General features: G+C 39.3%; 17 protein-coding genes. 7 read left to right on the forward strand and 10 right to left on the reverse strand.

The genetic code is table 11. The features are described 5' to 3' along the window. Positions 1-9: 9 nt before the first annotated feature. Complete coding sequence (gene gltB / locus SHYC_RS11135) at positions 10-4,512, reverse strand: glutamate synthase large subunit (RefSeq protein ID WP_039647165.1); 4,503 nt, start codon at positions 4,510-4,512, stop codon at positions 10-12. A 122-nt stretch (positions 4,513-4,634) separates the two neighbouring features. Between gltB and gltC the strand changes: the two genes are divergently transcribed. From gltC to SHYC_RS11155, 4 genes are read left to right on the forward strand one after another with little or no spacing between them, the layout of a single operon-like run. Further along, the gene (gene gltC, locus SHYC_RS11140) at positions 4,635-5,513 is read left to right on the forward strand and encodes a glutamate biosynthesis transcriptional regulator GltC (RefSeq protein ID WP_039647167.1); all 879 of its coding nucleotides are present in this window, start codon (positions 4,635-4,637) and stop codon (positions 5,511-5,513) included. Positions 5,514-5,525: 12 nt separating this feature from the next. Further along, the gene (locus SHYC_RS11145) at positions 5,526-6,638 is read left to right on the forward strand and encodes a YibE/F family protein (RefSeq protein ID WP_039647169.1); all 1,113 of its coding nucleotides are present in this window, start codon (positions 5,526-5,528) and stop codon (positions 6,636-6,638) included. Next, positions 6,635-7,417 (forward strand): YibE/F family protein, encoded by a 783-nt coding sequence (locus tag SHYC_RS11150; protein WP_039647171.1) that lies wholly within the window; start codon positions 6,635-6,637, stop codon positions 7,415-7,417. The genes SHYC_RS11145 and SHYC_RS11150 overlap by 4 nt, the downstream gene beginning before the upstream one ends. Before the next feature lie 40 nt (positions 7,418-7,457). Further along, complete coding sequence (locus SHYC_RS11155; RefSeq protein ID WP_039647173.1) at positions 7,458-9,716, forward strand: ATP-binding cassette domain-containing protein; 2,259 nt, start codon at positions 7,458-7,460, stop codon at positions 9,714-9,716. Between the two features lie 125 nt (positions 9,717-9,841). Here the strand turns inward: SHYC_RS11155 and isaB are convergent, their stop codons facing one another. Then, positions 9,842-10,351, reverse strand: a complete 510-nt coding sequence (isaB, locus tag SHYC_RS11160) for an immunodominant staphylococcal antigen IsaB family protein (protein WP_039647175.1) — start codon at positions 10,349-10,351, stop codon at positions 9,842-9,844. A 224-nt stretch (positions 10,352-10,575) separates the two neighbouring features. On the opposite strand from isaB, the gene SHYC_RS11165 reads away from it, so the two are divergent. Continuing rightward, a complete protein-coding gene (locus SHYC_RS11165) occupies positions 10,576-10,848 on the forward strand; it encodes a hypothetical protein (RefSeq protein ID WP_039647177.1) in 273 nt (90 codons plus the stop codon). Positions 10,849-11,097: 249 nt separating this feature from the next. Here the strand turns inward: SHYC_RS11165 and SHYC_RS11170 are convergent, their stop codons facing one another. The 3 genes from SHYC_RS11170 to SHYC_RS11180 form a co-directional block, all read right to left on the reverse strand. After that, on the reverse strand, positions 11,098-12,123 hold the full coding sequence (locus tag SHYC_RS11170; protein ID WP_039647179.1) for a LysM peptidoglycan-binding domain-containing protein: 1,026 nt from the start codon (positions 12,121-12,123) through the stop codon (positions 11,098-11,100). 429 nt (positions 12,124-12,552) lie between these two features. Continuing rightward, a complete protein-coding gene (locus SHYC_RS11175; protein ID WP_039647181.1) occupies positions 12,553-13,698 on the reverse strand; it encodes a bifunctional cystathionine gamma-lyase/homocysteine desulfhydrase in 1,146 nt (381 codons plus the stop codon). After that, a complete protein-coding gene (locus SHYC_RS11180; RefSeq protein WP_231912777.1) occupies positions 13,691-14,602 on the reverse strand; it encodes a PLP-dependent cysteine synthase family protein in 912 nt (303 codons plus the stop codon). Before SHYC_RS11180 ends, SHYC_RS11175 begins: the two co-directional genes overlap by 8 nt. Before the next feature lie 157 nt (positions 14,603-14,759). Between SHYC_RS11180 and SHYC_RS11185 the strand changes: the two genes are divergently transcribed. After that, on the forward strand, positions 14,760-15,179 hold the full coding sequence (locus SHYC_RS11185; protein WP_052257853.1) for a GNAT family N-acetyltransferase: 420 nt from the start codon (positions 14,760-14,762) through the stop codon (positions 15,177-15,179). 11 nt (positions 15,180-15,190) lie between these two features. Beyond that, on the forward strand, positions 15,191-16,528 hold the full coding sequence (locus tag SHYC_RS11190; RefSeq protein ID WP_039647182.1) for a carboxylesterase family protein: 1,338 nt from the start codon (positions 15,191-15,193) through the stop codon (positions 16,526-16,528). Positions 16,529-16,635: 107 nt separating this feature from the next. On the opposite strand, the gene SHYC_RS11195 is transcribed toward SHYC_RS11190, so the two are convergent. From SHYC_RS11195 to SHYC_RS11210, 5 genes are all read right to left on the reverse strand, one after another. Next, entirely contained in the window at positions 16,636-17,964 is a 1,329-nt protein-coding gene (locus SHYC_RS11195; RefSeq protein ID WP_039647184.1) for a sodium-dependent transporter, read from the reverse strand. A gap of 239 nt (positions 17,965-18,203) precedes the next feature. Continuing rightward, the gene (locus SHYC_RS11200; RefSeq protein ID WP_086375134.1) at positions 18,204-19,010 is read right to left on the reverse strand and encodes a pyruvate, water dikinase regulatory protein; all 807 of its coding nucleotides are present in this window, start codon (positions 19,008-19,010) and stop codon (positions 18,204-18,206) included. Position 19,011: 1 nt separating this feature from the next. Then, positions 19,012-21,636, reverse strand: a complete 2,625-nt coding sequence (gene ppdK / locus SHYC_RS11205) for a pyruvate, phosphate dikinase (protein ID WP_039647187.1) — start codon at positions 21,634-21,636, stop codon at positions 19,012-19,014. Positions 21,637-21,921: 285 nt separating this feature from the next. After that, on the reverse strand, positions 21,922-22,308 hold the full coding sequence (locus SHYC_RS12650; RefSeq protein ID WP_371664988.1) for a hypothetical protein: 387 nt from the start codon (positions 22,306-22,308) through the stop codon (positions 21,922-21,924). Between the two features lie 38 nt (positions 22,309-22,346). Continuing rightward, a complete protein-coding gene (locus tag SHYC_RS11210) occupies positions 22,347-22,586 on the reverse strand; it encodes a hypothetical protein (RefSeq protein WP_039647189.1) in 240 nt (79 codons plus the stop codon). Between the last annotated feature and the right edge of the window lie 60 nt (positions 22,587-22,646).

A 22,646-nucleotide genomic window follows, 5' to 3' on the forward strand; every position in this document is an offset into this window, starting at 1 on the left:
AGACCTCCTTTAGTATACCGAAATGGTCGTATCCAATTTTGATTCGGCTATATCGGAATGATCATTAAATGCAGATAGCAAGGCCTCTTGGCGACCTTGATTCTGTTCATAATAATAAATTTTTTGCATCATTTGTTTATAATCTTTCGGGATGACTTTAATACAATTTGCGAGCTGTATTTCAAAGTCTTCTAAAATACGTTGTGCTTTTTTACTTTGAGTATACGTTACATGCTGGATTAACATTTGTTTTAACATGGTTGCTTCTTTCACGTCCGTAACCGTATCAAAATCCAATGTATCAAGCGCATGCGCTTCCTTAAACGTCTGAACATTTAAAGGGAATATGTAGCTTACACCGCCACTCATCCCTTGACCGAAGTTTTTACCAACATCGCCTAAAATCACAACACGCCCCCCGGTCATATATTCCAAACCGTGATCGCCAACGCCTTCGACAACTACATTCACACCACTATTCCGAATACAGAAACGTTCACCAGCACGCCCATTAATGTACGCGTTACCACTCGTCGCACCATAAAAACACACGTTACCCACAATGATGTCTTGTTCTCGCGCTTCATGAGGTGCATTTATGACAATGCGTCCCCCAGATAAGCCTTTACCGACATAATCATTCGCATCGCCAGTATGATAGAGTGAAAGACCTTGAGGAATCCATGCCCCTAAGCTTTGACCTGCGTGCCCTGTCGTATATACATTTATCGTATTCGGTGCAAGCCCTTCCAAACCATAGTGTCGTGTGATTTCACTTCCAGTAATCACACCTACATTACGTTGCACATTGCCTATCGAGAACGTCCCACTGAAAGTTGTACCATTCGCAATCGCTTGACGCGTAGCAGGTAACAGTGTTGTAAGATCAAACCCATTTTCCAAACCGTGCTGTTGATCAATTGACTTCGTGCGTGCGCCATCATTTTGGTGCAATAATGCATTTAGATTCAATTCACGTGCCTTCGGATGTTTACGTGCCTTAGAAGATGGCGTTAATAAATCTGTTCGACCCACAAGTTCATCTACCGAACGTAAACCAAGTTCCGCTAAAATCTCGCGTAATTCTTCCGCAACAAAATGCATATAATTCACCACGTGATCTGCTTTACCTGTAAAAAGTGAACGTAACTCCCCATTTTGCGTCGCAATACCGACCGGACACGTATCTTTATGACAAACACGCATCATGATGCACCCTAATACAACAAGAGGCGCCGTTGCAAAACCGAACTCTTCCGCACCTAACATCGCTGCATACGCCACATCACGACCTGTCAGTAACTTGCCATCCGTTTCAAGACGTACACGTGAGCGCAAACCATTTAACATCAATGTTTGATGCGTTTCCGCCAAACCTAATTCCCACGGTAATCCTGCATGCTGAATACTCGTTTTTGGGGAGGCTCCTGTGCCTCCATCGTAACCAGAAATTACAATTTTATCTGCAAATGCTTTCGCCACACCTGCTGCAATGGTACCGACCCCTGATTTCGATACGAGTTTAACCGTAATGTCCGCTTCACGATTCACATTTTTTAAATCATGAATCAATTGCGCCAAGTCTTCGATAGAATAAATATCATGGTGTGGGGGTGGCGAAATCAAACCAATCCCCGGTGTTGACCCCCTCACTTCGGCAATCCAAGGATATACTTTCGTACCTGGTAATTGTCCACCTTCGCCTGGTTTAGCGCCTTGTGCAACTTTAATTTGAATTTCTTTAGCATGTTGCAAATAATGGCTCGTGACACCAAAACGACCTGATGCTACTTGTTTAATCGCACTCTTATAGTCAGCACCGTCTTCAGAACGTGCATAACGTTCAAGCGCTTCCCCACCTTCGCCACTATTACTTTTACCACCGAGGCGGTTCATCGCTTCTGCCAATGTTTGGTGTGCTTCTTGAGAAATCGAACCATAACTCATTGCCCCAGTTTTAAACCGTTTCACAATATTTTCGACAGACTCGACTTCTTCTAGAGAGATGCTGTGTTGTGATTTAAAATCAAACAAATCTCGCAAATGACTCGTCGTATGATGGTTCGCCACCTCAGAAAATTGTTTGAATTTGGCATAGTCATTATCCCGACATGCATGTTGTAACAATTGAATGGTCATTGGATTAAATGTATGATATTGGCCTTGTTGTCGCCATTGGAACGTACTGCCAGGTTTTAAATATGGCTGTTCTATCGTTTGACGCCGTTTGTTTTCAGCATCTAATGTCGCTAATGATATTCCGGAAAGTTTGGATGGTGTCCCTGGGAAATAATGTTTTATGACATCATCCCCTAAGCCAACCGCTTCAAAAATCTGTGCTCCATGATAACTTTGTACTGTTGAAATTCCCATTTTAGCCATTACTTTAATAAGCCCTTCAGAAAAAATCGTATTCAGTTGCGCTACATTTGACGCAACCTCCCCTTGAATACGATGCATCTTTGTTAGATCTGCAATGGTTTGTTGTGCCAAATAAGGCACTGTCGCATTCGCACCATATCCTATGAGACACGCCAGATGATGCACTTCTCGCATTTCTCCAGACATAGCAACAATACTTGTTTGCATACGTAAATTATGACGAATCAACAACTGATGAATATGGCTCACTGCTAGTAACATAGGCATCGCAAAATGCGTTGTGTCACATACCGTTTTATCTTCCAAAACGACAACTTCTACCCCTTGTTGAACCGCTTCGATAACTGCTTTCCCCAATGTGTTTAGCGCCTCTTTTAAGTCTTCATCATATCCTGTTTGAAAATATGCCGTTTTCAACGCGTGTGAAGCAATATGTTGCAATTGTTTTTCCGTTAATACAGGGTGTTTCAGTTGCACCCGTTTAAGCGCTTCAGGACTAGGCTTTAACACATTACCTTCTCCACCTAGATACGTAAGTTCACTCGTTACAATTTTTTCACGATATGCATCGATTGGTGGATTTGTGACTTGTGCAAAGAGTTGTTTAAAATAGTTAAATAATGACTCGGGTTGTTCATTTAACACTGCAAGTGGTGCATCATACCCCATGGCACCTATAGGATCTTTACCCCCTGTCATAAGCTCTGTTAAATATTTATCAATATCTTCTTTTGTATAACCAAATCGTTGTTGCATTCGACGTACTTCGGCTTCTGAGACGTCTAAATCAGTATATGTGATCTCATCTAGTTCCAACATGAGACGTTCTTTATCCAGCCATTCCGCATATGGATATTGAGATGCGATGGCTTGTTTTAACGTTTCATTACCAACGACTTTATTTTCATTAAAATCAACGAGTAGTAACTTACCTGGATTTAATTGCCCCTTATATGCCACATCTGTCTCATCAACATCGACGACTCCAACTTCAGACGAAAAAATAATTTCGTTATTCTTTGTAATGGTGTAACGTCCCGGACGCAAACCATTACGGTCCGTTAATGCCCCAAGTTTATCCCCATCACAAAACGAAATCATCGTTGGTCCATCCCACGGTTCCATAAGATAACTATAAAATTCATAAAATGCACGCACATTAGGGTCGTTGCTCTCATTGTACAACCACGGTTCTGGAATGAGCAACATCGCCGCTTGTTCTGGCGGCATCGCTAAACTTAAAAACTCTAGTGCGTTATCAACAATTGCTGAGTCACTTCCAGATTCATCTAAAATACGATGAACTTTATGTGCATCTGTACCGAAAACGGTTTGAATTAAACGTTGCTGACGTGCACGCATCCAATTCACATTGCCTTGTATCGTATTAATCTCCCCATTATGCATTAATAGTCGATTCGGGTGGGCGCGTTCCCAACTCGGAAACGTATTAGTACTAAAACGTGAATGGACGGACCCAAATTTCGAAACATAATCTTCTTGTTGTAAATCGACATACAATGTCTTAATTTGATCCGAGCGCAACCACCCTTTATACACAATGGTACGTCGAGACAAACTTGTAAAATAAACCCCTAATTTTTCTTTCATACTATAATGTTCAATTTGTTTGCGCGCGAGATAAAGTGCACGATCGAAATGGTCTGCCCCTCGATTCACGACGAACATTTGTTGAATGGTAGGCATCGTTTCAGCAACATGTGGCGCGAGACAAGATACATCAACAGGAACATGGCGATAACCTAAAAGTTTTAACCCTTCTGCTTCAAAAATACGTGCAATTTTCACATGATGTTCAGAATGAGAAATGTCTTCGTTTGCAAAAAACATACCAACTGCATAATCCCCTTCTGGCGGCAAATCCAATGACACCACTGTCTTAAAATAAGCGTACGGAATTTCCGTCATAATACCGGCGCCATCCCCAGTTATACCGTCTGCACCAATACCTCCACGATGATCCAGGCGACGCAACATTTCTAATGATTTTTCAACAATGTGGTGCGAACGTTTATTATTCATATTGGCATAAAAACCAATGCCACACGCGTCATGTTCTTCACGCGCATCATAGAGTCCTTTTTGAGCATACGATGAATTGTTAGACATTTCTGACACCTCTCTTCAGTAATACAATCAACTATATAGAAGCTCATTTATCACATCAATATATAATTGAGATGAAATCCATCTCAATTTGAGATAATATGGTTATACATGGGGGGAGAACATTGGAATTAAAACAATTAAAGTACTTTGTAGAAGTTGCTAAAAGAGAACACATCTCTGAAGCTGCTTTAGAATTAAACGTCGCACAATCAGCCATAAGCCGTCATATTAGTAATTTAGAAACAGAATTAGGCACCGCTTTATTCCACCGTAAAGGACGTAACGTATATTTAACTTCAGAAGGGAAACATTTGCTTAAAGTTGCGCGTCCTATTTTAGAACAAGTAGATCAAACGTTAGACTATTTTCAAATGCATCAAGAAATACGTTCAAGTACAGTCATGCTCGGATATATTGATGGGGCAGTCGGTCAAATTTTACCTCAAGTATTAGATAAAATCGAAACAGACACGGACATCAAAATCATCCCTACTTTACTCAGTGCACAAGATATGAAAATATCCCTAGTTAGCAATGAAATTGATATTGCCATCACAAATGAAAGTATTGATGATGCACAATTTCAACATCATCCACTGTTTGAAGAAACATATGTTTTGTATGGTCCACCACACCATCCGTTAATGACCGTACCGAATCCACCGATGTCACATATTTTAAAACATCAACTTTACATTCATGAGCCAATAGCCGACGACTTTAAAGCCTATATACACGCACATGCAATGCATCCGGTGTATCAATGTAAACTCCCCCAATTTGCCCGTTTTATCTTACAGCGAGAAAAAGGCTTTGTCATTGCACCATCTTATATAAATCTATATAGTCATACACATCAGTGGTCTAAAATATCGTTATCTCATACAGATATGAGAAAGACGGTTTCACTCGTTTACCGTAAAGACAATGCGCACGCAACGCAATTAAAAATGATTAACATGCTCATATCACACTTACAACAACATGCAACTTATCATTAAAAGGAGACATTTATGACACGATTTCAATCGCATCGCTCATTTTTGTTGACGGTACTTATCACGGTGATTTTGGCAATATCCGTCATTATATTTACATGTTTTAATGCACGCTTTTATTCCACACCGATAGGAAAAGTCACAGAAATAGTGAAGCATCATAAAGAAACATCAATCGACGAACATAAAAATAAAGATATTAAGTATACAGATACACTACATATTGAATTACTGAACACGAAAGATAAAGGTAAAACGATTACTGTTCATCACCCATACAATCAATCCAAAACAGAAGAACAAGCGTATCACCCTGGCGACAAAGTATTGCTCCATCTCGGCAAACATTCAAACGATCATTTCATTCAGGAAAAGAAACGCGACACACTTGTTGCTACGGTATTGAGTATATTTGTGATTGCACTACTCATTGTAGGCCATCGCGTCGGCGTACAATCGATTTTGTCTCTCACATTAAATACGATAGCAATTTTAACAGCTATTGGTATTTATAATACATATACGCAGCTGAACTTGTTTATGGTGATGAGTGTTGCGGTCCTCATTGCAACCTCCATTACACTCTGGCTCGTCATCGGCTGGACGAAACGCACCGTGGTGACCATCGCCAGTACGTTACTTGGAACTTGGCTTTCAGTAGGCATCTCATGGGCCGTCATAATGTGGACACACGCAGAAGGTATTAAATATGAAACGATGAGCTTTTTAACATTGCCACCACATACGATATTTTTAGCATCAGTGATGGTGGGATCACTCGGAGCCGTAATGGATGTTGCCATTACGATATCAAGTGGTATGTACGAAATTATGCAACGCTCTCCACATATTACTCGAAAACGATGGATTCTTGCAGGGCGCAATATTGGCAGTGATATTATGGGAACAATGACGAACATATTGCTATTTTCCTATTTAGCAGGAGGGCTCCCGTTATTGCTCCTTTACTTAAAAAATGCGAATACACTCACATACAGTATTTCAATGAACTGGTCTTTAGAAATTGCTCGTGCGATTACGGGTGGCATCGGCATCGTATTAACTATTCCACTCACCATCGCACTGATGCAACTTTGGCATTTCTGGGAAAGAGGTGATCGCACATGAACGCTGTCGTCATCTTAGGTCTGATTTTATTTCTATTAATGTTGATTTTTGGGGGTAAATCAGGTGCCGTTGCTTTTGGCACATTGTTTTTAAATTTTATTTTGCTCGTCATCGCATTGATATCGATGATTTTTGGTATCCCTATTTATATTGTGACAATTATTTTCTGTATCGTAGTGGCAGCGATAAACTTATTCGCTCTAAATGGTTTTAACATCAAAACCTTCGCAGCTTTCATATCAAGCATTGTCACAACCGTCATGATGCTCGTTGCGATTTATTTATCAATCCATTTAGGACATCTACAAGGTTTCACACAAGAGGAACAAGATGAAACGTATATTTTTTCAATGAATATCGGTATCGATATGGAACAATTCATGATTTTTGTCGTTATTCTTGCCGTCATTGCGGCAGTGATTGATTTAGCTATTACCATCAGCTCACCAATGTATGAGCTTCATGAAACGAACCCATCGTTATCTTCACGTGCATTATTTGAATCCGGTATGCGTGTCGGACGTGAAATTTTGGCTACATCTGCCAATACGATATATTTAGCATTTATTGGCGGTTCGATGACACTTGTATTTTGGTTCTTTAATTTACATTATCATTTTGGTCACCTTATTAATGCCAAACTCTTTGTACAAGAGCTGATTACCATTTTACTCGGTGGCATCGCCATAGCCATATGTATTCCAATTACAGCCGCACTGACAGCTTGGCTCATTCACAATCATCATCGGTTACCCATTCAATTTAACACCCCTACATGAGATGAAGTGAATAGGGTAAAAGAACAAAGAGGTGAATGTCATGACGAAGATACACATACGCGGGGCGCGTCAAAACAATTTGAAAAACATTCATGTAGCGATTCCAAAACATCAACTCACGGTCGTTACAGGACGCTCGGGATCTGGAAAATCCTCCCTTGTCTTCAGTACCGTTGCTGCTGAATCTGAACGGTTATTAAATGAAACATATTCTAGTTACATCCAACATCAATTAACGCACTATGACAAACCGGATGTAGACCAAATTGAAAACTTACCTGTTGCGATGGTTATCAATCAAAAACGACTTGGGGGTAATTCCCGCTCAACAGTAGGAACCATTTCTGACATATATGCATCCGTACGCTTATTATGGTCACGTATCGGGGAGCCTTTTGTTGGCTACTCAGATGTTTTTTCATTCAATAATCCAAATGGCATGTGTGAAACGTGCCAAGGTTTAGGTTATGTTGAAGATATTGATTTAAATGAATTATTAGATTATGACAAATCTTTAAATGAAGGTGCAATTCGCTTCCCATCATTCAAACCCGATAGTTGGCGTGGAAAACGTTACCGCTACTCTGGGTTATTTGATAATGACAAAAAATTAAAAGACTATACAGATGCGGAAATGGACACTTTTTTATATACCAAACCTACAACACTTAAAAATCCACCGTCTAACTGGCCTAAAACGGCAAAATTTGAAGGATTAATTCACCGGTTCCGACGTTCATTTCTAATTAATGATAACTTTGAGAAAAAACGTTTCTTAAAAGACGTTCAACGTGTCGTCACTACACATAAATGCCCTTCATGTGATGGTCAACGCTTAAATCAAAATGTGTTGCGTTGTCAAATCAATGGAATGAACATTGCAGAATTTACAGCATTAACGATTGAAGAAACCATTCCATTTTTAAAGGAAATTGAAAGCGAGAAAGCCACGTTTATCATTCAACCGTTATTGCAACAACTCGAAGCACTCAATGATATCGGATTGAATTATTTAACACTAGGGCGTGAGACGACAACCCTTTCTGGTGGAGAGTCACAACGCATCAAACTCATTCGTCATTTAAATAGCCCATTGACCGATTTGGTTTATATCATTGATGAGCCAAGCGTCGGACTCCACCCTGAAGACATTGAAAAAATTAATCAAATTATGTTAAACATACGTGATAAAGGCAATAGTGTAATTATTGTCGAACACGACCCTGATGTCATTAAAATTGCGGACCATATCATTGATATCGGTCCAGGTGCTGGCAAAAACGGAGGAAACGTCACATTTGAAGGTACGTATCACAATTTATTAAAGTCTGATACTGATACAGGACGCGCTTTGACGCGACAACATCAATTAAAAGCACAAACCACTTCGCAATTTGATGCGTGGTTTGAGTTAAACCACATCTCACGCAACAATTTACACGATGTGTCTGTCCACATTCCAAAACAGGCGCTCACTGTACTCACTGGTGTTGCGGGCTCTGGTAAGAGTTCTTTAATTAAGGCAGGTTTTGAAGGAGAAAGCGATGCCATATTTATTGATCAAAAACCCGTACATGCCTCCAATCGCTCTAATTTATTAACATATATGGACATATTTGATGATGTGCGCACATTTTTTAGTAAAGCGACTGGCTTAAAAAAAGGCATGTTTAGTTATAACTCTGAAGGCGCGTGCCCAAATTGTAATGGTAAAGGAGTCCTCAAAACAGAATTGGCATTTATGCCTGACTTCTCCCAAGTGTGTGAAGTATGCGGTGGGACACGTTATAAAAAAGACGTATTAGAGGCTAAAGTGGATGGGTATTCTATTGCAGATGTTTTGGCATTAACTGTTGAAGAAGCTATCACTTTTTTTGATGCAGAACCAACGATTGCCTCTCGTCTTAAAGCACTGCAATCTACCGGTCTGTATTACATGACGCTAGGTCAATCTCTAGATACCCTTTCCGGTGGTGAAATACAACGGGTGAAATTGAGCCGCTATTTAACAGAAAAAATGGCCAATCGCGTATTCATTTTTGATGAACCTACCACTGGATTACATGAAGATGACATCCCTATCTTGCAGTCTCGGTTTGATCAATTAATTGAAGATGGTAATACTGTCATCCTTATTGAACACAATTTAACGATGATGACGCAAGCCGATTGGATTATCGATGTAGGTCCAGGTGCCGGAACAAAAGGCGGCCATATTTTATACAGTGGCCCACCACAAGACATCTTTCAAATCAAAAACTCGGTCACCGCAAAACATCTCGCACGTTATACAACATAAAATGCACGCATCTAGCGCCATAATAAGCGTAAAAGCGAATAGCCTTCAAAATTCATCAATGGATGAATTTTGAAGGCTATTTTTTCTAGAGGCAATGTGGTTCAATCATTTATGTGAGATACACTTTATTTCGCTTGAATAACGATTGAATTTCCAGGATAAAATGCAACTTCCGTTGTTTTAGCGTGATACACTTCACCTTTTTTTACATGGCTTTCAATCGATTTTGCACTATGATTGATATGATTAATACGTAAAGTGAGATTCATCAATTTATTATTGTGATCAAAACCGACAATCACACCATTTTTCTCAAAGAAAGTTAAATCTTTCTTACCGTAATATTGTTTAAAATCAGAACCTAACGCTTTGAAGACATCCGCTTTCGTTGATTTTCCTACTTTTAAACCATTAAAAGTAAACTGATCCGCTTTTAAGCCTGCATAAAAATTTTGATCTTCTAAGGCATGATTATTCGGTATATTGAACTGACCATTATACGTATAATAAGGTGTTTGGTGTTGTGATGTCGCAGCATGCGCAGTATCAACACCTTGACTCACAGCCCCCGTCGCACCTAATAACATTGTTACAGATAATCCAGTCGCTAATAACGTTTTTGAGATGTTTTTCATTTCGATACTCCTTGTTCTCTTTATAATATTAAGTTGTTATAAAAACATTCCCTTATTATTATGTGGTTCATTTTAACAAAGAGATATGAAAATATCATCCATTTTAACATCATAAATTGGACGGATATGGGTATACTACTAGAGACGGATATCCGTTACAGATGACATTCCTTTTTGAAATGTTATACAATTACAAAGACTATGGAAGTGTAAGGAGAATGATTATGTCTAAAAAAGATAACTCTACATTAAGTGCCGTTTCATTTGTACTTTCAAGTGCAACAGTTGCCATTGACTCATACAATGAATCGAACTTTAAAAACAAAAATAAACAATTAAGCTATTTATCGTTAGGTATTGGGGTTGGCGATATGTTGCTTGATTTTTATCTTACATTCGGGGCAAAAAGTAATATCGCAAAAGCTTGGTCTCTATTATCATTAGGCCGTCAATTAAAATCATCATTAGAACGTTATAAAACCATTAAAGCATCTTAATTGTTTTAACCATCAAAGTTCATGATCCAAATGAATTTTGATGGCTTTTTTGTTTTTAAGCTTCTGTAGTGTCCTAGCCTATTATTGGCGGGCGCGAGCTATTTTTTCTTGCTTATAAGGCATTCGTCTCACTGTCCTATGTCAATGATTACATAACATGACGTTAACTTAAGTTAAAAATACAAAAAACGGTGATTTCCTACGAAACGAAAAGATCGTCTTTAGTAGGTATCACCGTTCACTGTTTAATTAATGAATATATTTAAATTGTCCTACGCTATAAGCAGGAATTGTACGATATGTGAGAATACCTGGGCTAGCGCTATAGTTCATTTCTGAAACTAAAATACTACCATCAGCGTTCACACGTTCAACATATGCAACGTGACCATAGTATCCCATGTCTGATTGTAAAATTGAACCAACTGCTGGACGATTATTAATCGTATAACCATCACGTGCTGCATTATCATCCCAAGCATTCGCATTCCACCAGTAAGTGCTAATGCCTTTGCCAGCAGCTAAACGTTTATTAAATACGTGCCACGTACATTGACCCCAGTCGTATAAATTAGAGTGGTTGAACACTGGAGAATAATAACCCGAACCTGTTGGTACAACAGGCGCTGATGGTTGAGTTGGTGTCGCAGCTGAACCACTAACTTTTAATGTTTGTCCTGGGAAGATTAAGAATGATGTTAAACCATTCAATGCCATAATATTTTGGTATGTTGTACCGTAACGTGCTGCAATTGCCGATAAAGAATCACCAGCTTGAACCGTATACGTTTGTGCCGAACCCGTTGATGTTGATGCTGGACGCGATGGCGTACGTGGTGTACGCGTTGGCGTTGGCGCCGAGGCTCTACCACTTACTTTTAGCGTTTGACCCGGGTAAATTAAAGTACTTGATAAACCATTTAAACGCATAATGTTTGTATATGATGTACCGTAACGTGCTGCAATTGAAGAAAGTGTATCCCCGCTACGCACTGTGTACGTAGAACCTGAACTTGAACCGCCAGTATTCGTTACTCGAGATGGGTTAGAAGACGTTCTGCCTCCTGACACTTTTAAAATTTGATCTGGGAAAATTAAATTCGAAGTTAAACCGTTGTAAGACTTAAGTTGAGCGATAGAAATGTTGAATTGATTGGCAATTGACCATAATGAATCGCCAGCTTCAACACGATACGTTGCAGCATCCGCATCATGTGCAGCTATGGCAGATACAGCCGATGTCCCAATCACCGCTGCGATAATTTTTTTTCGCACGCGCTTCCCCTCCTAAATAGTGAAATAAGTTAGACTTTTACTGATATACAAATTTATTATACACACACCTTTGCGAAAAACATATGACCGTTATATAACATTCTTATTACAAATACTTCCATCTAATTTACGTTTGAAATGAGTGTTGCCACTCTGATTTCAAATTTTAAAGGGTTTAACGGCATTTTCTCAAAAATCAAACGAACATCGCGTTGTAACAAATGAAATATTACAGAAAATTTAAGATATGAAACCTTCTTAAAAACGGCCATTTATAGCAATTAGGTTACGCTGTCTGGAACGACTTTCACGCTATGCACGATACACACATCAAGAATGCCTTCAATATGCGTATCCTACACATTGAAGGGATTTAATAGACTTTGGTATAGATATCTGACATGAATTAGCTCAATGGATTGGAATCCTCTATACTTTTGCGTTAAACGCTTGTTTTAAATCTTCTACTAAGTCTGAAGTGTCTTCGATTCCAAGTGATAATCGTACAAGCCCATCTGCAATGCCTTCTTTCGCACGCACTTCTGCTGGGATGGAGGCATGTGTCATTAAGCTCGGCACTGAAATTAAGCTCTCTACCGCACCTAAACTTTCTGCCAAAGTAAACAATTGTGTTTGTGTTACTAATTTCTTAGCTGTTTCTACATCTTTCACTTCAAATGAAACAATGCCTGGCATACCATCTGCTTGTTTTTGATGGACATCTCCATTTAAATGATTTTCCAAACTTGGATGATAAATCTTCGCTACATTGTCGTGTTGTTTTAACATTTCCACAATAGCTAGAGCGTTACGTTCAATTTGTTCTAAACGTAATCCTAATGTTTTCATCCCACGAACGAGTAAATAACTGTCCTGTGGACCAAGAACGCCTCCTGTTGAATTTTGTATAAAACCAATTCGTTCCGCAAGTGTCGTATCATTCACGACCACAAGGCCCGCAACAACATCACTGTGACCACCTAAATATTTGGTAGCCGAGTGTACCACGATATCTGCACCAAGTGTTAACGGCGTTTGATAGTACGGCGTCATAAAGGTATTATCAACCACAGTAATTAAGCCATGTTGTTTCCCTAATTGACTGACCGCTTCAATATCCGTCACGCGTAATAACGGATTCGATGGTGTTTCAATAAACAACATTTTTGTATTATCTTTAATTTTAGCTTCCACGTTATCAATATTTGTCGTATTCACAAAATCAAACGTAATGCCGTAACGGTTAAACACTTTCGTCATGACGCGATACGTACCACCATATACGTCAGACCCCACAATAATATGGTCACCTTGATCTAATAGCATGACTACCGCACTAATTGCTGCCATCCCTGAACCAAACGCAAACCCATGCGTTCCATGTTCAAGTGCTGCAATCACTGACTCCAATGACGTTCGTGTTGGATTCGCAGAACGTGAATATTCATAGCCTTGTCGTAACGCACCGATGGCATCTTGTTCGTACGTACTTGTTTGATAAATCGGTGTAGTCACCGCACCTGTATAAGGATCTGTCGTCTGACCACCGTGAATTAATAACGTTTTTTTATTCATTTTCCATTCCTCCATATGTAAATATATTTTTCGACATATAACGATCACTGCCATCGGGGAAGACAACAACGATATTTCCCCTTTGAATGCGTTGTGCGGTTTGAAGCGCCCCTTCTAATGCCGCACCTGATGAACTACCGACAAGTAGCCCTTCATAACGTGCCAAGTCTTTCACATGTTGAAATGCTGTTGCGTCTGATACGACTTCGACTTTATCAATCCATGTTTGTTCCAAAAATGTGGGCCACACTTCAACACCAATGCCTTCTGTGTCATGTTTGCCTTTTTCTTGACCACTCAAAATAGAGCCTTGTGGTTCTACTACTACGCATCGAATCCCCTGAGAAACAAAGCGCTCTGCCACTCCCGAAAAAGTTCCACCTGACCCTGCACCTGCGACGAAATAATCGATATCTGGTAGATCATTTAAAATTTCTGATGCTAATGTGTGTTGATATGCTTTAGGGTTTTCTATCGTTTCAAATTGATTCGTATAAAACGCATTATGTTCTATGGCATAAGCTTGTGCTGCTTGTCTTGCACCAGTCATTCCATCTTTATTTGGTGTGCGATAAATCGTTGCACCTAATGCGCGCATCACAGTCATTTTCTCTTCAGCAAACCCTTCAGGTGCGAAAATCACACATTGAATGCCGTATGGTTTCGCAGCTATTAATAGTCCTATACCCGTATTCCCAGCTGTTGCTTCGACCACTGTGCCTCCCTTTTTTAAATCACCTTTGTTTAACGCCTGTTCAATGAAGTACTTTCCTAATCGATCTTTAATACTCCCCCCTGGATTAAACATTTCCAATTTCGCATAGATGTGTACATCATCCGTACTGTAATGTGCCAAACGCACTAGCGGTGTATGTCCAATTAAATCCAAAAGCTTTGATGTCAATCTGCCTCATCCCTAATCCTTAGTTTTCTTGTATGAATTATAGTATATAAAAGCTAAAGATTCAATCTTCTGATACGTTTTTAAGGCGTTGTAAGGGAACCATTTAAAAGATGAGGTCAAAATACGCTATACTAAATAAAAAAAGAGGTGGTTGGCATTGCAAATCATTTCGAAAGAGACACTAAATGAACAAGAGATACACGCACTCGTTAACCTTTACGCCTCCGTGGGTTGGCATGGGCACACGCCTGAAAACATTACTACCATTTATAAACAAAGCACCCATATTCTATTGGCATATCACGATGAGGTCTTGATTGGGTGTGGCCGCGCATTATCCGATGGCGTGTTTAACGCAGCCATTTATGACGTTGTCGTGCGTCCAACATATCAACGTCAAGGCGTTGGTCAACGCATTGTGACCCACTTAGTTAGAGACATTGGTGAAGTTTCATGTATACATTTAATTAGCACACTTGGCAATGAAGCGTTTTATGCGCAGTGTGGTTTTAGGAAGCTAACAACTGGCATGGCCATTTATCAACATCCAAAATTAGCGACACAATATTTAGAATAGAGGTGCATGACATGATACGTGTTGAAACAGAGTTAGGTGATATCTTAGGTGAATCCCATCCTCATTATGATGTATTTAAAGGCATTCCTTATGCCATCCCACCTGTAGGAGATTTACGCTTTCAAGCTGCACGCCCCTATTCCAAGCGATTAGATGAATTTAAAGCGACGCAATTTGGCGCTGTGCCTATTCAGCCTCCAAATCATTTAGAATCATTTTTCAATGTAACGCCCACACACTACCCTCAAAGCGAAGATTGTTTAACACTCAATATTTGGCGACCACATGGCACAACGAACAGTGACCGCTTGCCAGTCATCATATACGTTTATGGTGGGAGTTTTGTAAATGGGCATAGCGCACTTGATATGTATAACCCAGAACACTTCGTCGCACAGCATCGCGTCATTGTCGTGACATTCAATTACCGTCTTGGTGCACTTGGGTTTTTAAATTGGTCAGAAATCAACCCAGCGTGGGACTACAATTTGGGGCTGTCTGATCAACAGTGTGCTTTTCAATGGGTACATGACCATATCGCCTTTTTTGGTGGTGATCCCCATTGTGTGACCGCAATGGGTCAGTCTGCCGGCGCAATGAGTATACAAGCGTTACTCTGTCATCCTAAAACGCATAACTTTATACATCGAGCTGTTTTATTAAGCGGCGCATTACAATGGATGACCTATGACACGTCGACTTTAAAAGCCCAAGAATTTGAGACGTTAAAACAGACTCACTTCCCTTCTATACCATGGACTGCACTATCACCCAATCACATCTTAACCTTAATGGCACATCAGCAAGTGATGTATGGAAAGTCTAAAGGACTTGAATTTTTATATGCGCCCATCAAAACATCGCAGTTTACTAACCATTTTGCACATTTAAGACTGCCCGTCCTCATTGTTCAAACGGAAGCAGAAGGAGATATTTACATTAAGTCCGAAAAACATACGTTAGACCCGCAACAATTTCAAAAAGTGGCCGAACGAAATGGTTTAGACGTCCCGCATCGTTCACAGATTCAAACTGCAACACAACAGCGCGATTGGATTACCACACATTATTTTCATCATCCAATAGCGACACTTTCTAAAGCGCTATCGACTTATACTGACACTTGGTGTGCAACATTTGCGTGGTCTCGTCACGATCATCCAGACTATGCGTCAAGCTATCATATCCTCGATGTACCATTTTGGTTGAGTCAACTTGAAATATTAGCTGCACACGGTTTGAGGTTACGTGCGCATGATTACAATGTAAGCCAAGACATGATGAAAGATTTAACCACTTTCGCCCAAACAGGCTGTTTACCTTGGAATGATCATAAAATATATCAGTAAATTTCGGTACATAAAAAGCCATCAATATTCATTTTATCAATGAACGTTGATGGCCATTTGTGATATCAAATTTATGTGTGCTGGACTGATTAATGTTTTTCAAGCCATTATAAAAGTTGCATGATAAAGACAGCTAAAATAACGAAAGGTAAAATATACTTCACCAAAAAGTACCACGGATAAATGAATTTAAATCGGTCAGGACCGAACCCTTCTTTTAACGCTTTAAAATCAATGACATAACCAACGACAAGTGTTGTCGCTAAGGCACCTATCGGCATTAACAGGTTAGAAACTAAAAAGTCCATATTATCAAAGATGGTCCCTGCCCCAAATGTCACTTGACTGAGCGTACCAAAGGACAACATCGCTGGAATGCTGATGACAAACACTGCCATACTAAAAATCAAAGCCACTTTACGACGTTTGCGGTTATCATTCCGCGTAAAGTTTGACACGTTCAATTCTAAAAGTGAAATGGAAGACGTTAGTGCTGCGAATAAAAATAAAATTAAGAACGCAAAATAAAACCATGCGCCAAACTGCATACTTTCAAATACGAGCGGCAACACTTTGAACAATAAGCCAGGCCCTTCTTCAGGTTTATATCCAAATGCTTGTAATGCAGGGAAGATAGCTAAACCGGCAAGAATTGAAATAACAATGTTCATCACGACAATCGTCAGCGCAGATGTTTTAATCGTCATCGCTTTAGGCGCATAACTCGCATACGTAATCATCCCAGTTGTTCCTAATGAAAGCGCAAAAAAGGATTGACCCAATGCGAACAACATCGATTCCATCGTTATATCTTCAACACGCGGTTGTAATAAATAACGCACACCATTCATAGCCCCTTCTAATGACAAGGCTTTTACCACAATAATAATTAAAAAGATAAATAATAGTGGCATCATGATTTTTGATGCTTTTTCGAGTCCCTTTTCGACCCCTAACATCACAATGATACATGTTAAACCGATAAATATAAATTGACCGAATAACGTATAAACGGGATTACTAATAATCGTTTCAAAATGAATATCACGTAAAGATGACGGTAAGATGTGTAATAATTGAAGTAAAACAATACCAATATAAATTATAATCCATCCGCCGATAACACTGTAAAATCCAAATAATACAAAAACAGCTAAATTCCCGTTCCATCCAATGACATTGAGCCATTTTTTTCCAGTTAATTTGCCGTAAATTTCAGTCGTATACGTACGCCCAAGCTTTCCGACTGTAAATTCCATAACCAGTAATGGCAAACCAACAAGTATTGTAAAAATTAAAAACATCAATAAAAATGCCCCGCCCCCATACATGCCTGCCATGTATGGAAACTTCCACATTGCGCCAAGCCCAATCGCAGAGCCAGCGCTTGCGAGGATAAATCCCGTAGATGTTTTCCACTGTGACTGTTGAGACACAGAACGACCTCCCTTTCACTTTAAAGCGGTGAAGTTTTAAAAACGAATTGTTGAAAATATACCATAATATAACGCATTTATCAATCTCTTGTGTCACATTTTTTAGTCTAGTGATGATTGCTGTCACATTTTTTAGTCTAGTGATGATTGCTGTCACACTTTGTTAAAATATCATTTCATTTTAAATCCAAAAATGAACGGTCTAAGCGTGGAGGCACTTAGACCGTTAATGGAATAGGTTATTGTAGAAATTTTTCAATATAAAATGCAGACTCTTCGATTGAACGATATTCAGTATTAATGACTGTCGCATTCAATCGCTTAAAAACTTCCTCGGCATAAGCGAGTTCTTTTTTAATACGTTCGAGATCATTGTAATTGGCTTTTCCTTTCATACCCAATACTTTCACGCGTTCTGTGCGGATATTCATGATGTATTGAGGACTGGCAGTTAAGCCAAATACTTTTAAGTTACGATGTTTAAACACATCTTCCGGAATACCCACTTCTGGAACGAGTGGGATATTCGCAATTTTATATCCTTTATTGGCTAAGTACATGCTGAGTGGGGTTTTGGATGTACGGGACACCCCAACTATCAGCGCATCCGCTTCTCCGATGTCCGTAAAATGTTTGCCGTCATCGTACTTCACGGAATATTCGATTGCATCGATACGTTTGAAATAATCATCATCGAGCTTACGAATACGTCCTGTCTCTTTCGCAGGTTCTAATTGGGTTTTGTCTTCGATTAATGCCATGAGGGGTGACATATAATCGACATATGGAATACCATGCGCTTTCGCATACGCTTGACCCGCTGCGTTATATTCTTCGGTCACAAGCGTTGTGACCACGATGGCACCTTTAGTTTCTGCTAATTTTAGGACATTCAGTAACTCTTCTTCATTTTTAATAAATGAAAACTTCTTCACTTCGATTTGGGTTAAATCTGGAAACTGACTAATGACCGCATGAATCATGCGTTGTGCCGTTTCTCCAATGGAGTCCGACACAACAAAAATGGTAAGTTGTTTTTGCGTCACATTATCGCCCGCTTTCCACAACACTTTGAGCTGTCGCTAAAATTGCACCAGGGACACGGAATGGTGAACATGAAACATAATCAATTTGCATTCCGTTGAAGTGATGGATAGATTTAGGGTCACCACCCAGTTCACCACATACGCCAATTTTAATCGTTGGCTTCGCTTGTTTTGCTTGGTCTACCGCAGTTTGTATCATCGCACCGACACCATTCACATCGAGCGTTTGGAAAGGGTCAACCTCTAAGATGCCACCTTGGATATAGTCATTAATGAATTTACCCGCATCGTCACGTGAGAATCCATATGTTAATTGCGTTAAGTCATTCGTACCGAAACTAAAGAAATCACATTCTTTTGCGAGTGCACCGGCTACCATACATGCGCGTGGTGTTTCAATCATTGTACCGATGAGGTAATTTAATGATTGACCTGTTTGTGCTTCAATCCCTTTAATACTTTCAACAATTTGTGTTTTCAATGTCGTAAATTCTTCAACCGTTGATACGAGTGGAATCATAATTTCAGGCTGACACGCGATACCTTCAGCTTTTAAACGTGCCACACTTGTCATAATCGCTTCCGCTTGCATCACGTACAATTCTGGGTACGTAATCGCAAGACGACAACCACGGTGACCTAACATCGGATTCGTTTCGTGAAGTTCAGCGATACGCTTATTTAATTTGTCTTCCGAAATACCTAATTGTTGTGCGACATTCGTGACTTCTTCACCCGCTTTAGGTAAAAATTCATGTAATGGTGGGTCTAACAAACGAACGATTGATGGACGTTCACCTGATAAACGGAAAATGTGTTCAAAATCTTCAGTTTGGTATTCACGAATTTGATTTAGAGCTTGGATGCGTGTCTCTTCATCTGAAGATAAGATAAAACGACGCATTTCAACAAGACGCTCTGCACCAAAGAACATATGCTCCGTACGCACAAGGCCAATACCTTTCGCGTTAAATTGGTAACCCGCTTCAATATCAGGTTTCGTCTCAGCATTCATGCGGACATTCAGACGTGCAATATCTTCCGCCCATTGCATAAATTGTTCAAACTCTTCACTATGCTCTGCATTTGTTGTTTCAACTTTACCAGCGTAAATGTCACCATTTGCGCCATCAACAGATACCATATCTCCTTCATGCAGTGTACCACCTGGATACGTGATTACTTTTTCAACCGTGTTGATTTCTAGATTTGAACATCCAGTCACACAACATTTACCCATCCCACGAGCAACTACTGCCGCATGCGATGTCATCCCACCATGCGTCGTGACAATCGCTTCACTTGCGATCATGCCTTCAATATCTTCAGGGGATGTTTCAGGGCGCATTAAAATGACCTTCTCACCTTGTTCAGCGCGTGCCTTCGCTTCTTCAGCCGTAAAGACGATGTGACCTACCGCAGCACCAGGGCTTGCAGGCAAACCAGATTGCGATACCACTTCAGCATTTGCGAGTGCTTTCTCTTCAAATGTTGGATGAAGTAATGTATCGATAGATTTCACATCTACTTTTGTCATCGCTTCTTCTTTAGAAATAACCCCTTCTTCTACAAGGTCTACGGCAATTTTCATCGCTGCTTTCGCCGTACGTTTACCGTTACGTGTTTGTAAAATATAGAGCTTCTCATTTTCAATCGTAAACTCAATATCTTGCATATCTTTATAATGCGCTTCTAATTGTTCAGAAACCTCTACAAATTCTTGATGCACATGTGGCATTTGATCTTTTAACGTTTGAATGTCTTTCGGCGTACGAATCCCCGCTACGACATCTTCACCTTGCGCATTTAATAAATATTCACCGAAAAGTTTCGCTTCACCAGATACAGGATTGCGTGTAAATGCTACACCTGTACCACTTTGGTCACCACTATTTCCGAACACCATCTCTTGGACGTTGACAGCCGTACCAATATCATGTGGAATATCATTTAAATCACGATACACACGGGCACGGTCGTTATCCCAAGACTTAAATACCGCTTCAACCGCTTCAGTTAATTGTGTCAGTGGCTCTTGAGGGAACGGTTTAAACACTTCCTCTACATAGACTTCTTTATATTTTTCACAAATGGTTTTAAGGCCTTCAGCTGGAATATCCGCATCCGTTTCATAACCATGTTCCTTTTTATAGCCTTCAAAATATGTATGGAACGCATGCATCGGAATGTTGTAAACGACTTCACCAAACATTTGAAGTAAACGACGGTAACAGTCATAAGAAAAACGCGCATCATTTGTTTTTTGTGCTAATTTTTCAACGTTGTTATCATTAAGCCCCAAGTTTAAAATCGTGTCCATCATACCTGGCATGGAAATCTTCGCACCACTACGTACAGATACAAGAAGTAAATTTTGATCATCTGAGAACGCTTTACCCGTACGCGTTGAAAAAGCTTCTAATTGTTCTTTTAATTGTGTGATGACAGCCTCAGGAAGTGTCTCACCTTGTTTTAAGTATTCAATACACGCTTCTGTTGTAATCGTAAAACCATCAGGAACTGGTAAGCCAAGACGTTTCATTTCAGATAAGTTCGCACCTTTACCACCAAGCAAATCCTTCATGTCTTTTTGACCTTCATCAAAAGCATAAATGTATTTCGTCATACTGTTTCACCTCAAATAGTTTAATATGTCATACTAATAAATATGAGTATGTCACATTATTTTTGAAAACGCAACGAAAAAAAGATAAATCATAAAAAATTTAAGAATTAACGACACTAAATTGTTAAGATTAAAGCTTTATATACGTATCATATTCTTAATTTAGAATCATTTAGTTAATTGACGTGACACAAATCATTGATGTGTATGTGACATATAAATCGATATATATAAAAGAAGCTTAAGTCGCAACACCGACGTGTCACTTAAGCTTCCCGCGAAACATTATTGAACATTTGATTGGTGGGATTCCATTTTGTATGGACCATTACGTAATTCATCCATGAAGAGTGCATAAGAAAAGAATGATCTCAAGATTAACAAATCAATACACGATATGACTATGATACTCATTCCAAAGAAATTGTTTTCCTCAGCCATGGTTGGTACTGTCCAAAATAAATAACCTATCCACGCTAAACTTATTAACTTCAATATAATGGCGAATATATTTATTGAACTCCTAGCCTTTTTAACGACAATATGAAATTCATTCAAAGAAAAAATGAGTATGGCTAAAAACGATAAAATAACCGCTCCTATAATAGAGTACAAATACATTAGGCCATGCCACGGTGTCTTTATGATACAGATTAAGTATATAGAAGCCATTGCGATAGGTTGTAAATAACCCGCTATTACATTTATGACTAGATAGCGAAGAGCACTAATCCTATTAATCTGTATATTTTATAGCTATCTTGAAACATCAATATGACATTAAAAATCATCCACATAGCATATGTCACATATAAATATATAGGTATGTCAAACCATGCATTCGACAGATTCAAAATAACCACATCAAAAAATAATACAAAAATAATGATAAAAATGATGAACGGTTTCATATGTGATTTCTTCAAATTTGTAATATACGTTTCTAACATGTCGCCCTCCCAACTCATAAGCTTTATTTCATATATATCAAAGTGCGGTTTTTACCACCT

Source organism: Staphylococcus hyicus, assembly GCF_000816085.1.
In the GTDB taxonomy this organism is placed as follows: Bacteria; Bacillota; Bacilli; order Staphylococcales; family Staphylococcaceae; genus Staphylococcus; species Staphylococcus hyicus.

Coding starts and splice junctions, on each gene's coding strand:
- SHYC_RS12650 (WP_371664988.1), bottom strand. CDS start 22,308: ATGGCTTCTATATACTTAATCTGTATCATAAAGACACCGTGGCATGGC.
- SHYC_RS11150 (WP_039647171.1), top strand. CDS start 6,635: ATGAACGCTGTCGTCATCTTAGGTCTGATTTTATTTCTATTAATGTTG.
- SHYC_RS11190 (WP_039647182.1), top strand. CDS start 15,191: ATGATACGTGTTGAAACAGAGTTAGGTGATATCTTAGGTGAATCCCAT.
- SHYC_RS11175 (WP_039647181.1), bottom strand. CDS start 13,698: ATGAATAAAAAAACGTTATTAATTCACGGTGGTCAGACGACAGATCCT.
- SHYC_RS11145 (WP_039647169.1), top strand. CDS start 5,526: ATGACACGATTTCAATCGCATCGCTCATTTTTGTTGACGGTACTTATC.
- SHYC_RS11210 (WP_039647189.1), bottom strand. CDS start 22,586: ATGTTAGAAACGTATATTACAAATTTGAAGAAATCACATATGAAACCG.
- SHYC_RS11165 (WP_039647177.1), top strand. CDS start 10,576: ATGTCTAAAAAAGATAACTCTACATTAAGTGCCGTTTCATTTGTACTT.
- isaB (WP_039647175.1), bottom strand. CDS start 10,351: ATGAAAAACATCTCAAAAACGTTATTAGCGACTGGATTATCTGTAACA.
- gltB (WP_039647165.1), bottom strand. CDS start 4,512: ATGTCTAACAATTCATCGTATGCTCAAAAAGGACTCTATGATGCGCGT.
- SHYC_RS11155 (WP_039647173.1), top strand. CDS start 7,458: ATGACGAAGATACACATACGCGGGGCGCGTCAAAACAATTTGAAAAAC.
- ppdK (WP_039647187.1), bottom strand. CDS start 21,636: ATGACGAAATACATTTATGCTTTTGATGAAGGTCAAAAAGACATGAAG.